We start from the raw sequence: 17,042 nt of genomic DNA on the forward strand, positions 1-17,042 counted from the left end.
GGTTACAGGTTACACCCTCTCTCGAGGCCCGTACTCCTTTATTGATCGCTGAAGCCGAAGGTAAGGCAGGTAATCTTCCTATTGAACAAGCCGGGGTTTCTATTTCAAGAAAGGGGATACAGGTTACTGCCTTTCGCCATGATAGTCCTGATAATCCTGTTTTTGCATCAGATAAAACCAATTCAAAGTCAACCCTGCTGCGTTTGTGGGAGCAAGGAGGTGTTTCAGGAAATGTCACGGTTACATTACCTAAAGGAACAGTTTATACTAAAGCAATCACAGTTAACCTTCGAGGTGAGGTAACAGGGAAACAATTTACTATTTCTAACAATAAATTGACTTTTTCACTGAATGCATATGCACCGGTGAGTTTTATTTTGATGTAATGACTCAAGAAAATACCGTTATGAAAAAAATACAGATTGGCACATTTTGTTTACTGATGCTTTGTGCGCTATCAATGTATGCAGGGCCAGGGAGTATTGCGAGCAAGGCAAAAGTGACTGCTTCCTCTGAACTTGATACAAAGAACAGGGCAACTAATGTTATTGATGGAATTATTAGGACCGACGGTGTTGGTGAATGGGCATCAAAAAGCGAGGTGGTATTTTGGGGAGGTATTGATTATCCCTGGATACAATTGGATTGGGAAAGACCACAGGTCATCAACAAAATTATTCTGTATGATCGGGCAACACTGGCTGCGCATACTGGTGGGGGTATTTTAATTTTTAGTGACGGAACCAGGATACCTGTTTTTGCATTAGCGAATAATGGTGCACCGAAGGTAATTGATTTTACCGAGCGAACAATCAGTTGGGTACGTTTTGAAACAACAGATGGCGATGGAGCTCATTTAGGCTTGTCGGAGATTGAGGTTTTTCCTTCCAAAGTACAGTGTGCCGATCCAGTTTCTTGGGTTGATCCCTATATTGAGACCACTAGAGGACGTTATTTTTACTTTGTAACGGGAAGCCAGCCCTTTGGGATGATCAGTGCGGCACCATTAACCCGCAATAAAAATCAATTTGGTGGCGGGTATAATTACAATTCAACAGAAATACTGGGATTTCCTCAAATTCATTGCTGGATGCTTTCTGGGATTACGCTGATGCCAACAACAGGTACAATTGCCCCCAATAAAGGAGAGCAAGGCTGGAAATCAAAGTTTTCTCATGAAAGTGAAATCGTTCAGCCAGGTTATCATCGTCTATATCTCGATGATTACGATATGTGGGTAGAGCAAACGGCGGGCGACAGGGTAAGTTTTTATCGTTATACGTATACAAAAGATGAGCTAACCAATATTTTAGTGAACTTGGGTGGCTATTTGGGCGAAACGACAATGACTGATGCACGGGTAGAAAAAATAAGCAATACTCGTATCGAAGGCTCGGTTAATACAACTGGAAGGTTGTGGGGAGGACCAGAAAACGTTCGGATTTATTTTGCAATAGACTTCGAAAAACCGTTTGCAAAGCTAAACAGCTGGGATGGAAAGCATGAATTATCAGATATAAGAACATTGAAAGGTAGTCCGGAAAAAACAGCTCGAAATAGTGGAATGAGCTATTTTGATGCAGCTACTACTGGAGTATCCGCTCAGTATAATGTAAAAGCCGGAGAATCTATTCAGTTAAAAGTTGCGGTTTCTTATACAAGTATTGAAAATGCACGGAAGAATTTAACATCAGAAAGCAACCATTGGAGTTTTGATAAACTTCGTGAAAATTCTCAAAAGGAGTGGAACGAAATGTTAGGGCGGATTGCTGTAAAAGGCGGTAGTGCTAATCAAAAAACAAAATTATACACAGACCTGTGGCATGCCTTGCTCGGCCGTCATAAGCTGGATGATGTATCAGGTGATTATCCTGATAATACAGAGGGGCAACGAGTAGGAAATGCTACGGTGAATTTGAATTTTAAAGTACGGGCATTGCCAAAAGATAAGGATGGTAAAGTGAAGTTTCATATGTACAATTCTGATGCATTTTGGTTAACGCAATGGAATTTGAATGTATTGTGGGGATTAGCCTGGCCAGAAGTAGCCGATGACTTTTCTGCATGTTTGGTGCAATATGCCGAAAACGGTAGGTTACTTCCACGGGGGCCGAATGCAGGAGGCTATTCCTATATTATGACAGGGTGTCCGGCAACAAACCTGATCACCTCTGCCTATCAGAAAGGTATTTTAACAAAGAAAAGTCCTTTAACGGCTTATCAAATGATGAAACAAAATCACGAAATAGGAGGAATGATGGGGGGTGATAAAGAAATGGATTTTTACATCAAGAACGGATATTACCCATCAAATGCCGGAATTACGCTTGAAATAACTTTTCAGGATTGGGCTTTGGCACAGATGGCAAAAAAAATGGGGAATGAGAAAGATTATAATTATTTCTTCAACCGTTCTCAGGGCTGGACAAAACTTTTCGACCCTGCGCAAAAACTGATCTTTCCGAAAAATAAAGAAGGAGAGTGGACACATCGAGACCCTTTAAGCGGAAAAGGTTGGGTTGAGGCCAATGCCTGGCAGGCAACGTGGTCTGTTTCTCATGGAATTGATCAATTGGCAAAGTTGATGGGAGGAGTGGATACGTTATGTAAAAAGTTGAACTTTGCATTCGAAAAAGCACAAAGTCAGGATTTCGTATTTGGATACGGGGCAGGATATGTAAGTTATGCCAATCAACCGGGTTGTTCGAACGCACATGTCTTTAATTATGCAGGCCGCCCGGATTTGAGCCAGTATTGGGTACGGAAAGTAAGTGAGCAGGCCTATGGTGGCGTTACCCCTGATAAGGGATATGGCGGGCATGACGAAGATCAGGGGCAAATGGGAGGAGTTAGTGTCTTAATGGCCATCGGCTTATTTAATATTAACGGAACTTGTTCAATTGATCCGGTATATGATATTACAAGTCCGGTATTTGATGAAGTGACCATTAAGCTCAATCCTAATTACTATCCAGGAAAGGAATTCATTATTAAAACGAATAACAATTCAAAAGAGAATTACTACATAAAAAAAGCTTCCCTGAACGGAAAAAAACACGATGCCTTTACTTTTTCCCATGCTGATTTTGCCAAGGGAGGGGTGCTAGAATTATGGTTAGGAGCCAAACCCAATGCTTCATGGGGTAAAATGAGCGCGAAAAAATAACTTATAAAAGATAATTGGTAATAGCAGAAAGACTTGATCAGGCAATCGGTCCAAATTTGCTGCTACAAATTCCTGCAACATCAGCAGATAGAAAGTACGTGCAATGGCGTAGCCGGTTTGTATGGATGAACTTCATTACAACGCATGATAGCTTCATTACCGTTAAAATAGATTATACAGATGATACGATTTAAGAAATCCCTTACACTACTCTTTTTTTCTTTAGCAGGAGTGCTTGGTGCAAAAGCCCAGAATTACGATCCGAAATCAACGCTTCCGGATACTGAAAAGAAAAAGAGAATTGAAATTGGAAAAATAAACCTCAAAAAGCCAGTAATCGAAAACGTTATCATTGTTTATAAAACACATTTTGATATAGGTTATTCCGAAACCGTGCAACAGGTTGTACATGACTATCGTACTTCAATGGCCGATAAAGTACTTGATGCCATCGATAAAAATAGGATGCAACCTAAAGATAAACAGTTTGTTTGGACGGTTTCGGGCTGGCCAATGAAACAAATTCTTTGGGATGGGCAAGCCCCAGATCGCAAGGCGAAAATTGAGAAAGCAATTGCTGATGGTAACCTAGCTGTTCATGCACTTCCTTTTTCAATGCATATAGAAAGTTCGGCTCCAGAAGATTTGGTTCGAGGGCTTTCTATCTCTTCAAATTTAGCACGCAAGTATAAGCGTCCACTTTCTATCAGTGCTAAAATGAGCGATGTACCGGGCTATTCTTGGTTTATTCCAACGTTGCTTACCAATGCTGGTGTTAAATTTTATCATATGGGCGGACCAGCTGTAAATATCGATTATGGACTACCACTTTTCTTTTGGTGGGAAGGGCCTGATAAATCTCGACTGCTGACACTCTATAATAATGGATACGGAACAGATATGCTCCCTCCTGCCAACTGGCCTCATAAAACATGGATGTATATTAGTATGACCGGCGACAATCAAGGACCACCAGCTCCAGAAACGATTGCGAAAGACCTGGCTTATTTTAAAGCGCAGGGAATAAATGCAAAAGTTGGAACAATGGATGACTTTGCAACAACGATATTGAAAGAAGATTTAAGCAAACTGCCTGTTGTGCGTAGTGATATGGGAGATGTGTGGATTCATGGTACAATGGGCATGCCTGAGGCTACAAAACTTGCCCAAAATGTAAGGCCATCCATTCAAGCACTGGATGAGCTTTCTACACTCGGAAGAATTTGGGGTATCCACATTCCAAGTCAAAAAGATAAGCTTGCTGAAGCGTATGAGCAGAGCTTAATGTATAGCGAACATACATGGGGCTTAGCTAATCAGCACTATATTAAAACACCTTACGGAAAAGCATGGGACGATTTATGGGCTCAGGGCTTGCCACCTCAATTCAAATTGATGGAAGATTCGTGGAAAGATAAAGCAAATTATATTGACAATGTTGAGCGATTAGTAGTTCAGCCTTATCGTGATGTCGTGCAATCACTGGCCGACAATGTTAAAACTACTGAAAATCGTTTAGTGGTTTATAACCCATTGCCCTGGAAACGTGATGGCGAAATCGAAGTTGATACGCGGTTAATATTTGGGAATAATTTTGTTTCCTTGAAACCCCTTGATGGAGGCTCAGCTATTTTGGTTAACCACGAATATCCGGCCATCGAAGATGGAGCCCCCATGTCCCGTTTAGTGGTAAAGGATATCCCGCCGATGGGTTACCGTACATACATCGTTTCCAACGAAAAAGTTGAGGGTCCAAAAATGTCGACCGACCTAAAATCGGGCCTTATCGAAAGTCCTTTCTTTAAAGCGGTTATCGACGCAAAGAGAGGTAGAATTACCAGTTTAATTGACAAAAGATCAGGGAGAGAACTCGTTGATGTCGATGCCCCTCAGGGTTTTGGTCAATATTTTTACGAAAGATTTGGGTATCAAGAGTTGTCTAATTGGATCGACAAATCGCTGTATCCAAAATATATGGCACACCGGTTTACTTTTGTTGCGTATGATATGCCAAAAGATGCGGTTTATAGTTCGGCACTTCCAGCAGATATGACTTTAACGGTAGAGCAATCGGCAATTGATGTAAAAGCCGTGCTAATGGGAACTATATCCGGGCCTGGTCAGTCTCAAAAAGTTTCTATCTCGTTAATCCTTTCTGGATATACCCCGACAGCCGATTTGGAATTGAGTTGGCAGAAACAACCTGATTCATGGCCAGAAACCGCATGGATGTGTCTTCCTTTTAAAGTAGATAACCCTAAGTTTCGTCTGGGCCGTTTAGGTGCAGATGTAGATCCGGTTAAGGATATGACGATAGACAATGCGAATTATCACCTTTGGTGGGTTAATAATGGTGTAGCTATTTATGATAGTGCAACTGGAAATGGTGTAGGCATTAGCTCGCCAGATGCACCTTTGGTAAGTTTGGGCGAACCTGGTGAATATAAATTTGATAAACGATATGAAGCAAAAAAACCGTATGCCTATATCAATCTTTATAACAACCATTGGCGTACAAATTTCCCAGCATGGATTGGTAATGGACAGCGAATGAGTGTCCGTGTACGTTTATGGTCATTTACCAATTTCAATAGTGAAAGTTCGCTTTATACGCCTGCTGTAGAGAAACAAGTGCCATTGCAGGTGGGGCTTTCAAAGCTAAAAACAGGTAAGTTACCGGTTACACAAAGTGGTATATCGCTTTCACGCAAAGGCGTGGCTGTTTCCGCATTTGGTGCTAATCCAGATGGGGAAGGCACAATTTTACGTGTTTGGGAGCAGGGGGGGACAACGGGTAAACTTGAAGTTACCCTGCCTAAAGACGCTAAGTATACGCTTGCGCAACCGGTTAATCTGAGAGGAGAAAACAAGGGACAGCCAATTTCTATCCTGGATAATAAATTATCATTTAATTTAGGTGCTTATGCGCCGGCTAGTTTTTTATTAAAGGAGAAATAGTTTAACAGCCAAATGAAGAAAATAGTAGTATCGTCATTTATTGCCCTGCCCCTATTTCAAAATGTGCAAGCAATAATTGCTGCTGTTTAGACAATTCTTCCCCCCTATATAAACTGATCTTTACCCCTTAATAGCCTGGTTCGCTACTTAAATTTGATGACAGTAGTCTATTTAAAAATTACAGTAAAACCAAATTTAAACCAAGTGTAGATATGAGAAATTTTATTCTTTTTTGGATGTGCGGGATCGGTGGATCGGCATTTCTTTTCCTGAACAACACATTCGATAATGAACCAAGCTTAGCATTCTTTTATGCCATGATGGTATTGTTAATCAGGTTTGCCTTTAATAGGCTTAAGCAGATTAACCAGGTGCAAACTGCCAGACAGCGCGTTCAACCTGAAAGACAGAAATTCGGTAAATAACTATACGCAAGGTGAGCATAACAGATAACCTAATCATCCCTTTAATAGCCTATACACCCGGGATTGAGGAACTTTCTTTAATTGGCAAAAGTTTGGATGCGCTTATTAAAGAGGCCATCCGGTATTCGCTTTGGCGGGATGTGGCAGAACCTCCCTTGGTACGTTTTGCTATCGGGCATAGTCGTGACAGGATTTTTCTAAAGTATTATGTAAGAGAAAAACATATAGCCGCCCTTTATAGCCAGATTAACGAACCCGTGTATAAAGATAGTTGTGTAGAATTTTTTATCGGTTTTGGTGACGTTCCGGATTACTATAACCTGGAGTTTAATTGCACGGGTACCGTGCTGGGACAGTATGGTGCCAGTAAAATAGGTAGGCATTTTCTCGATCCACAGTTACTGGCCCTAATCAGTACCCAGACTGAGGTGAAATTTAACCACAACGACCAGTTATTTGAATGGGAACTCACCATAGCCATTCCGGCCACAGTATTTGAATTTCATGTAATAGAAGATTTTGAAGGGATGGATTGCTATCTCAATTTTTTCAAGTGCGGTGATGATTTACCAGAGCCTCATTACCTGGCCTGGAGCGAAATTCATAACGCTGATCCCAATTTTCATCTGCCCCAATATTTTAAAAAAAGCCGGTTCGAAGATGTGGAGGTACTAAACCCGATAGGAAAATCAGCTCGTCTATCAGGAATCGTTTGAAGCACCTGGCCAGTCCCCCTGGAAATCGGGTGTTATCAGCTGGTATGCCAATGAGTATGCTGCTGGCGGTTTCTCTTTAAGTCAGCTTATGCATTCTTCCCTAGAAAAACTACGCTTAACATTAAGTTTGGAACAAATAGTGCAGAACTTCTGCTTAAACCGAACTCACATTACTTAAACAGGCGAAATGATTGGGTTTTGCAGATAGAAAGCAACAAAAAAAGTGATTATTTACGATGTAACAATGCTTTAGAGTACATCGAAATACCATTTAACCTGAGTTCGATAATTATTTGCTGAAAATCACATCTTATGTACGTCTAATCCCGCTTTATCGTCCTGCTGAATTTATTTCAGCATCTTTTTAGCGTGAAAGACCCTGAAATAAATTCAGGGTGACGACCGCCTTAACAGAAAACTTGATTAAAACGTCACAAAGTGAGATTTAATAATCGAACTCAGGTATTTAATTTATTCAAACCTTTTGTGTTTTTGTGTATTTTTTTGGAATTGAAAAATTGGTAATCTGGTTTTGCCGTTTATAGCCAGTCTTGTCTGAACTTAATTTTCTATTTTTTTCTTCTGTAATTTTCACAGGTTTCCTTCAATTGTTCTAGGTAAAAGCATTTAGTGATGTGCTTTTTAGATTTATTCTTTTAGGGTTAAATAATGTACGAACATTTATTGTCTTTTTCGTCAGACATTTTTGTTGTAATTACCTATTTTATAGTGCTTTTGTTATTTGAAAAAAAAATAAAAAAGATGATTTTTAAAATATTTCATGTATATATGTATGTACAAATTACAATTGGTTAGGATTATCTGATTGCTATTTGACCAAACAAACCGAATATCAAACTAAAACTATTATGTATCGAAGAATTTTTACATGGGGAAGCATGAAATACCTCTGCTATCTGCTCCTGTTAATGGCTACGGCTTTTGAATCAGTCGCTCAATCAAACAACTCGGTCACCGGTCAGGTAACCGATGTAAAAGGTGGCCCATTGCCCGGAGTAAGCGTCACGGTAAAGGGAAGCACTAATGGCAGTGTTACCGATAAAGAAGGAAAATATACTGTTAAATTAACCAGTGGAGGAGGAACCCTCGTTTTTTCATTTGTCGGGTATAAGAAAAAAGAAATAAATATTGCAGGCCGCAAGACCATTAATGTAGAGCTGGAAGAAGATGACAACTCCCTGGATGAGGTTGCTGTTGTGGCCTTCGGAACACAAAAGAAGGGGACCCTTGTGGGTTCTGTTACCACTATTAACCCTAAAGAATTAAAAGGGCCCACTAGTAACCTGACCACTATGTTAGCGGGCAAACTGCCGGGAGTAATTGCCTACCAGAGGAGTGGAGAGCCGGGCGCCGATAATGCGCAGTTCTTCATCCGCGGGGTTGCCTCTTTTGGATCAGGTAAGATTGACCCGCTTATCCTGATCGATGGAATGGAGTCTACGCCTACTGACCTGGCAAGGATGCAGCCAGATGATATTGCAGGCTTTTCGGTGTTAAAAGATGCATCTGCTGCAGCATTATATGGTTCCAGGGCCGCAAATGGGGTGATCCTGATTTCGACCAAATCCGGTATTGACGGCAAAACAAAATTTTCTTTCAGGGCGGAAAATTCTATTTCCGGTAATACGCAGAATTTCAAACTTGCAGACAACATTACCTATATGAAGTTAGCAAACGAGGCGGTATTAACCCGAACCCTGCCTGGCTTCAAATCCAGTCCGGAACCGTATTCTAAAACCAAGATAGATCGTACAGCTGCGGGCATGAACCCGTACTTATATCCAAATAACGATTGGATGGATGCTTTGATAAAGGACTATACGATGAATCAGCGTTTTAACTTTAATATGACCGGAGGGGGTAAGGCTGCCCAGTATTACATTGCCGCTACGCATAATATCGATAACGGGGTGTTAAAAACCGAAGCACTCAATGAATACGGTAACAATATCTCATTAAAGACCACCCAGGTACGTTCAAACGTGACTGTTAAATTAACACCAACCACTGATGGGACGATAAGAACTTCTGGTACTTTTGACGATTATCAAGGGCCGATAGGTGGTGGAGGCGGTATTTTTGGTCAAGCCATCTCGTCCAATCCGGTATTGTTTCCGGCTGTTTACCCAGCATCGGCATCGCCATTTGAGAAACATCCATTGTTCGGAAATGCCTTGAYTGGTAATAGTCTGAATACTTTCTATCTTAATCCCTATGCCAATATGGTTTCGGGTTTCCAGCAATACAATACTTCAACTTTAAATGTACAATTGGAAGTAAAGCAGGATTTTAAATTTATTACTCCAGGTCTTACCGCCAGAGTGATGGGCTATACCCAAAGGTATTCTTATTTCGATTTTAGCAGGAGGTTTAATCCATACTATTATGGCGCAACGCCAACAGATGCCAGTGGACAAAATTATAACATCAGCTTGTTAAATGAACTAAATGGACCTACCGAATACCTAAATTATGTGCCGGGTACGCGTACCGCGAACACGAAAACCTATATGGAGGCTGTAGTAAACTACAATAGGACCTTTAAGGAAAAACATTCGGTAGGCGGATCCCTGATTACCACGCTGAGCAACTATGTAACAGCTAACGCCAACGACCTTCAGGCTGCTCTTCCTGCCAGGAACCAAAGTCTTGCGGGTAAGGTTACCTATGGTTATGACACCAGGTACCTTTTTGAAGCAAACTTTGCCTCTAATGGCTCTGAACGTTTTGCTGAAAAAAACCGATATGGTTTTTTCCCTTCGGTTGGTGTAGCCTGGGTCGCATCTAATGAGAAGTTTTTTGAGCCGCTACGGGCTGCCATTTCTAACCTAAAACTTAGGGCTACTTATGGTATGGTTGGTAACGACGCGATTGGAAGGGCAGAAGATCGTTTCTTCTATTTGGCTAATGTGAACTTAAATAGTGGTATTCCAGTAAGCTTTGGTACTGATGGCGCATATTCCAGACCTGGTGTTGCGATCAGTAGGTATCCAAATGATAATATTACTTGGGAAGAATCAAGAACCCTGAATTTAGGGCTGGATTTGAGTTTGTTTAACAGCTTAAATTTTGTTATTGAGGCTTACAAGTCACACCGAAGCAATATTTTAATGGCCAGGAGCAGCATTCCAACAACCATGGGGCTTGCTGCCGGTGTACAGACCAACGTAGGCGAGGCCGAATCAGAAGGTATTGATGTTTCAATGGATTACAATAAGACTTTTGGAGCATTTTCGCTTCAGGCGAGGGGAACCTTTACCTATGCCACCAGTAAATTGCTGGTTAATGAAGAACCTGATTACGGTGCTTTAACCTACCTCTCTAAAGTTGGTAACTCACTTGGACAGAATTATGGATATATAGCTGAAAGGTTATTTGTTGATGACGAAGAGGTAAGAAACTCTCCGTTGCAATCTTTTGGTAATGAGCCTGTTAGGGGTGGTGATATCAAATATAGAGATGTGAACGGTGATGGCGTCATTAGCGGACTAGATATAGTTCCTTTAGGTTTGCCGACATCTCCTGAGATTATATATGGTTTTCAGCTAGCCGGTGGTTATAAAAAATTCGATATCGGTGTATTCTTCCAAGGCTCTACCCGCTCTTCATTTTGGATTGACCCTGTCAAAATTACACCGTTTGCAATACACGCACCTGACGGAGGAGGCGTTGCGAATCTTCAGAATGGGCTTTTAAAAAGTATTGCTGATAGCTATTGGTCTGAAGACAACAGAAATATGCAGGCATTCTGGCCACGTTTAAGTTCTTCTGTTAACCCAAACAATACACAAAAATCTAACTGGTGGATGCGAAACGGCTCATTTTTAAGGGTTAAATCGGTAGAACTGGGTTATAATCTTTCAGGGAAAACAATTGAGAGATTAGGTATCGGTTCTGTGAGGATTTATGCCAATGGTACAAATCTATTTGTTAAGAGCAGTTTCAAAATGTGGGATCCTGAACAAGGAGGTAACGGATTAGGTTATCCGCTTCAAAAGGTTTACAATTTTGGAATTAACGTTAATTTCTAAATTTTTTAAGAAGAAGATATGAAACTATTTAAAAATACATATTTTATTTTATCGGCCATGGTACTAACGCTCGTTATGCCATCCTGTAAAAAAGGCTTTCTGGACATTGTGCCAGACAATTTACCTACCCTGGATAATGCTTTTGTAAACCGGAGTGAGGCAGAAAAATTTCTGTTTACCTGCTACAGTGCTTTGCCAAATGAAGCAAGTATAAATACTAATCCTGGTATGAATACAGGTGACGAGTTTTGGATTAATCCGATTACTGCTCCTTTCGCTCAGATCACTACGCTTGAACCGTTTAATATTTCAAAGGGCCTGCAAAGTAAGATCAGCCCGTCCATGAATTATTGGGACGGATCTGGTGGAGGAAAATCGCTATGGTTAGGCATTCGTAACTGTAATATTTTCTTAGAAAATGTTGATAAGCCAATCGATTTAGCGCCTTATGAAAAAGAACGCTGGATTGCTGAGGTAAAGTTTCTCAAAGCGTATCTGCATTGGTACTTGCTTAGAATGTATGGGCCAATTCCCATCGTTGATAAAAATATAGCAATCGACGCAAATGTGGAGGAGGTAAGAGTAAGCCRCCAACCGGTGGATTCTGTAGTCAATTACATTTCAAATTTATTGGATGAGGCCACATCGGGAGGGGCAGGAGTAGGATTGCCAGATAAGATTCAGGCAGCAGCTACCGAAATGGGAAGGATTACCAAACCTGCTGCCCTGGCCATTAAAGCCCGGTTGCTGGTAACAGCTGCCAGTCCGTTATTTAATGGAAATCCAGATTTCAGCGGTTTAAGAAATAAGGACGGGCAAGCCTTGTTTAACCCTACTTATGATGCAAAAAAATGGCAGCGGGCTGCGAATGCCTGTAAGGCGGCCATCGATGCTGCAGAAGCTTCGGGAGTGGCTTTATACCAATTTGTACCTACCGGTCTTCAAGTAGCAGATAAAGCCACAAGAATTGAAATGAGCATTAGGAATGCGGTGTGCGAAAAATGGAACAAGGAATTGTTATTTAGTAATGTTGTGGGGAGTACCCGTGAGATTCAAATGAACGCCTGTCCAAACTTATTTGTAGCCCCTCAGTTCGATAATGGTTTAAGTGGGCAATTGGCGCCTACACTAAAAATGGCAGAAATGTTTTATACCAAAAATGGTGTGCCGATTAACGAAGACCGCACCTGGGATTATGATAATCGTTATACGCTGAAGGCCGTTACCACTCAGGATTCGGCGATGGTGAACGGTTATCTAACGGTAGGATTACATTTTAACAGAGAGCCTCGTTTTTATGCCGACGTGATGTTTGATGGTGCAAAAATGTATATGCAAAGTAATCAAAAACCACCGATACCGATTTATGCCAAAACAAATGCAATTTCAGGAAAGAAACAAAATATAATCTATTCAATAAGCGGTTACTATACCAAAAAGCTAATCAATATGAATTTGGTAATTGGTGCTACCGGAGGGGTCACCACAGAAAATTATCCATGGCCGATAATGAGGCTTGCGGATCTTTACCTGCTCTATGCGGAGGCCTTAAACGAAACGGGCGATCTGGCAACTCCATTAATCTATCTTAACAAGATTAGAGACCGTGCAAGTTTGCCAACGGTAGAAACTTCATGGACCAATTTCTCTACAAACCCAGGTAAATATACCAATCAAGCTGGCTTAAGAGAGATCATACAGCAAGAACGTGCGATCGAACTGGCATTTGAAGGCAGTCGTTTCTGGGATTTGAGAAGGTGGAAGAAAGCGGGTAGCGCGCTGAATGCACCAGTATATGGCTGGAATGTTAGCGTAGAAGGAGGCGCTACCACTAGTTTGGCTGATCTTAATAAAAATGCTCAGGAATATAATACCAGGGTATTGTTATTTAATCAAACCTTTGTTAGCCCAAGAGATTATTTTTGGCCAATAAGAGAAAATAATTTACAGGTGAACCCAAAATTAGTGCAAAATCTGGGCTGGTAATTTTTATAATTCATGGATTATTTAAACATATTAAACTTAAGTAAAATGAAAAGATTAATAAATAGATTCTGCCTGGGGATGTTAGTTGTACTTGCTACACAAGCCTGTAAAGAATCAGAAATAGCCACCTCGGTAAATGACGGGGTTGCACCCGGCCCGGTAACAGGACTAACCGTAACCAACCTTAGTGGGGCAGCCACCATAAAGTACATTCTGCCTTCAGACCCTGATGTACTGTATGTAAAAGCAGTGTATAAAACCAAACAAGGTATTGAAAGAGAGACCAAGGTAAGTTACTACAACAACACGATAACTGTTGTTGGCTTTGCAGACACCGACCCGTATGAAGTAAAGTTATATGCGATAGACAAAGGCGGAAATACATCTCAACCGACATCAATTACCGTTAATCCATTAATGCCACCTTATAAAATAATCCGTAATAGCCTGGGTGTAATCTCGAATTTTGGCGGTATTGATGTGAGTTTTGAAAACGCTACCGAGGCTGATGTGGCCATTGTGGTGATCGCCCCTAATAAACTGGGCGAATATGCGCCCGTTAACACCAATTATACGACCTTAAAGAAAGGTGTGTTTTATACAAGAGACCTGAAAGCAGAGGAAACAAAGTTCGGTATTTACGTGCGAGACAGGTGGGGCAATATTTCTGATACCTTAAAAACAACCCTTACCCCTATATACGAAGAAAGGTTAGACCGAACAAAAATGAAAGGATTGGCCTGGCCTTCAGATCCAGGTTTAGCCTACAGCGGAACGCTAAATGGTGTTTTTGATGGGAGTGTGACCGGCGGATGGTACCATAGCAACGATGCGGCAAGAATGCCTCAACAGTTTACTTTTGATATGGGTGTAACCGCTAAATTAAGCCGCCTGGCCTGGTGGATGAGACCAGATGGAGGAGGGTATTATGCAATACACGCGCCAAGAAAAATTGAGATATGGGGTTCGAATGCGCCAAATCCAGACGGAAGTTATGATGGTTGGACTAAGTTAGTTGATTATGAGCAAATTAAGCCTTCGGGCTTACCAATTGGGCAATTAAGTACGGCAGACAGTGATGCAGCCAAAGCAGGCGAAACCGTTTTGATACCCTTAGATGCACCAAAAGTGCGCTACATTAGGTTTAGAACCTTAGCCAATTGGTCTAACGGAACCTATTGCTGTTTTTATGAGCTGGCCTTGTGGGGTAACCCGAATTAATAGAATTATAATTAATTAATGAATTAAGTCATGGAAAAAATAAAATATTTGATTTATCCTTTTCTCCTTATAACAGGGTTATGTATACTATCTTGTTCAAAAGAAGATGCGTTTAAAGAATTTACAAAGAATGGGGAAATTAGCTATCCTGGAAAGCCAACCGTAGTGCTTGCCCAGGCGGGATATAAGCGGGTGCTGTTACGGGTGGCATTGGGCCCAGACCCTGCCATAACAAAAATAAAAACCTATTGGAACAGTAGGGCCGATTCTTTGGAAACCCCGGTGGTAAGAAGTAATGGGGATATTGTAAATGTGTTTATTACCGATCATTTAAACGAAGGCCAGAATAATTTCGAGGTATACACCTATAACAATAAAGGCAACAAATCTATAGTAACTAATGTATCTGGAACGATGTTTGGCGACAATTATCTGAGCACAGCACCAAGGGTTAACAGATCGATAGCCACACTTAATTTTAGTGCTTTAAATAAGGCTGTAATTACCTGGGGCCCTGCTTTATCAACCGAGCAGTTTATTGAATTGAAATATATTAATTTAAAAGGAGCGGATACGACCAGCCTTGCTCCCTCGCAATCAATAACCACATTGTCCAACTATAAACTAGGAACGGCAATTACCTATCGTTCTATCTATGCGCCAGAAGCTACTGCTTACGATGTGGTATCGGCGGCCCCAAGCCCGGTAGATTTAACTAAGGGGAGCTATTACCCTGCTGCTATGTCAGGTTACTTTTATTCTACTTCCACTAAGAAAGTAATTGGTCTTAATAAAACTTACGTTCCAAATGGTACAAATGGCATAACTGGCGGTATAATTATCCCTGTAGGTGATTTAACGGACGGCACCAAAGCCTTAATTGTTATAAACGCTGATAATACGGTAACCATATCCGCAGCTACAGGGTCTCCAAATGGGCCGTTTGTGATGTATAGTTCGGGCTTGCCAGCACCTTATGACACCGCTACACCTATTTGGGTAAATTCTACAGCTTGTAACAACACCTATGATCCGGCTACCAAAATCCTTAAAATAAGGTATGGTATTGGTGGAACAGGCGCCCGGGTTATTGAAGAGATTATTGAGCTTAAATAATTTTCGTCGAGGTTTGCTTGAAACCTTGGGATATAAATTTTAAAACATTTAATAATTAGTATTTTAAACACCTGGGCATTAAGCCTGGGTGTTACTCATTTATTCAACATTTCTAGCTTTAAAATTGTGAATCAGTTTTTTGTGCACATTACTAGGGAGTGAACCCTATATGCTTTATAATCTAGAATATATTTTTATCTCCTAACAGGTATCTAAATGATCGGCAGTAAAAAAATAAATATATAATGACCGGTTTACAATCAGGTCCCTTGTTTGTTGAAGATAATCTCTTTGTGAATACTAGGCTACCAGTAGTCTGCATTCATAAGCATTTTCAATATTTTTTGGACAAAGGGTACAAAAGAATTGAAAGGTCAGTTTAAAATTGAAATAAACCCATTATTATAAAACATTCGTTAAAGAAAATTTATGACTACAAAAAAGATGACTGCTGCAACTGCCTATATAGAAAAACAGGTAGCGCATTTTCGTAATTATATGCAATCTGCGGAGTTGGGGCATGAGAATGCCATGGCTAAGCTGGTTATTAAATGCGCTGTTGCTGCCTTGCTCTTAACAGCGGCTTTACCCGCATTTTCTCAAAACTATAACAAAACCGTCTCACCTATACCGCTTCCGCAACCGGTATCAAATTTGCTTCCCGGAAAAAAAGCGCCTGTAGTAACCGATATCTGGGTAGTGTTTAAAACACATTGCGATCTGGGTTATACCATGCCTGCAAGTGCCGTRTTTAAAAAATACCGTGAAGATATGATGGACAATGCCACCCGCTTAATAGAAGCCGACAAGAAAAAACCGGTTAATGAACGTTTTAAATGGACGATTGCCGGCTGGCCCATGAAGGGTGCCATATTAGGGCCATTGCAAACGCCTGAGCGGCGAAAAAAGGTAGAAGAGGCACTCCGGGAGGGTACAATAAGYGTACATGCCCTGCCTGCTACCATAGAATCGGACGTAATGGACCAGGAAGATTACGTAAGAAGCCTGATCTTCTCTTCTCAGATTGCCCGTGACTATGGRCATCAGTTGCCTATTGCCGCAAAGATGACCGATGTGCCAGCCCAYAGCTGGTTRCTTCCGACCTTGTTGCATCATGCAGGTATAAAATTCCTGCAGATTGGATGTAATTACACGGTGCAGCCGGTACGCCTGCCGCAACTTTTTTGGTGGGTAGGTCCCGATGGATCGAAAGTGCTTTGTAATTACACCCCACACTATGGYTCGGGYGTAACACCCCCGGAGAACTGGCCCTCGAAAAATTACCTGGCCGTAATTATGACGCATGATAATACCGGCCCACCTWCGCCCAAAGAAATTGAAGAAGTAAAAAAACAGGTAGCCGGAATGAAAGACGTCCGCTTGCATTTTACCGACCTGGATG

10 protein-coding genes are annotated in these 17,042 nt (G+C 41.2%); all 10 read left to right on the forward strand.

Annotation, left to right across the window (positions count from 1 at the left end; genetic code table 11):
* Nucleotides 1–386: hypothetical protein (locus AC1DPQ_RS02245; RefSeq protein WP_477607748.1), on the forward strand; the 386-nt coding region annotated here is incomplete at its 5' end.
* A gap of 20 nt (nt 387–406) precedes the next feature.
* Nucleotides 407–3,166, forward strand: a complete 2,760-nt coding sequence (locus AC1DPQ_RS02250) for a GH92 family glycosyl hydrolase (protein WP_477580326.1) — start codon at nt 407–409, stop codon at nt 3,164–3,166.
* A gap of 180 nt (nt 3,167–3,346) precedes the next feature.
* Entirely contained in the window at nt 3,347–6,124 is a 2,778-nt protein-coding gene (locus AC1DPQ_RS02255) for a glycoside hydrolase family 38 N-terminal domain-containing protein (RefSeq protein WP_477607750.1), read from the forward strand.
* A gap of 212 nt (nt 6,125–6,336) precedes the next feature.
* A complete protein-coding gene (locus tag AC1DPQ_RS02260; protein ID WP_477580322.1) occupies nt 6,337–6,549 on the forward strand; it encodes a hypothetical protein in 213 nt (70 codons plus the stop codon).
* An 11-nt stretch (nt 6,550–6,560) separates the two neighbouring features.
* Nucleotides 6,561–7,265: a carbohydrate-binding family 9-like protein gene (locus AC1DPQ_RS02265; protein ID WP_477580320.1), complete on the forward strand. Its 705-nt coding sequence runs from the start codon at nt 6,561–6,563 to the stop codon at nt 7,263–7,265.
* Nucleotides 7,266–8,134: 869 nt separating this feature from the next.
* Nucleotides 8,135–11,317, forward strand: a complete 3,183-nt coding sequence (locus AC1DPQ_RS02270) for a SusC/RagA family TonB-linked outer membrane protein (protein ID WP_477607752.1) — start codon at nt 8,135–8,137, stop codon at nt 11,315–11,317.
* Between the two features lie 18 nt (nt 11,318–11,335).
* The gene (locus AC1DPQ_RS02275) at nt 11,336–13,303 is read left to right on the forward strand and encodes a RagB/SusD family nutrient uptake outer membrane protein (RefSeq protein WP_477607754.1); all 1,968 of its coding nucleotides are present in this window, start codon (nt 11,336–11,338) and stop codon (nt 13,301–13,303) included.
* 45 nt (nt 13,304–13,348) lie between these two features.
* Entirely contained in the window at nt 13,349–14,524 is a 1,176-nt protein-coding gene (locus tag AC1DPQ_RS02280) for a DUF5000 domain-containing lipoprotein (protein ID WP_477607756.1), read from the forward strand.
* Nucleotides 14,525–14,554: 30 nt separating this feature from the next.
* Nucleotides 14,555–15,640 (forward strand): DUF4998 domain-containing protein, encoded by a 1,086-nt coding sequence (locus tag AC1DPQ_RS02285; protein WP_477607758.1) that lies wholly within the window; start codon nt 14,555–14,557, stop codon nt 15,638–15,640.
* 429 nt (nt 15,641–16,069) lie between these two features.
* Nucleotides 16,070–17,042 (forward strand): glycoside hydrolase family 38 N-terminal domain-containing protein (locus AC1DPQ_RS02290; protein ID WP_477607760.1); only part of this gene is annotated, 973 nt, incomplete at its 3' end.

It is taken from the genome of Pedobacter sp. 01T416_2, assembly GCF_056398925.1.

Bases quoted from the DNA above. Each gene is read 5' to 3' on its own strand.
- AC1DPQ_RS02250 (WP_477580326.1), top strand. From the start codon at position 407: ATGAAAAAAATACAGATTGGCACATTTTGTTTACTGATGCTTTGTGCG.
- AC1DPQ_RS02255 (WP_477607750.1), top strand. From the start codon at position 3,347: ATGATACGATTTAAGAAATCCCTTACACTACTCTTTTTTTCTTTAGCA.
- AC1DPQ_RS02260 (WP_477580322.1), top strand. From the start codon at position 6,337: ATGAGAAATTTTATTCTTTTTTGGATGTGCGGGATCGGTGGATCGGCA.
- AC1DPQ_RS02280 (WP_477607756.1), top strand. From the start codon at position 13,349: ATGAAAAGATTAATAAATAGATTCTGCCTGGGGATGTTAGTTGTACTT.
- AC1DPQ_RS02285 (WP_477607758.1), top strand. From the start codon at position 14,555: ATGGAAAAAATAAAATATTTGATTTATCCTTTTCTCCTTATAACAGGG.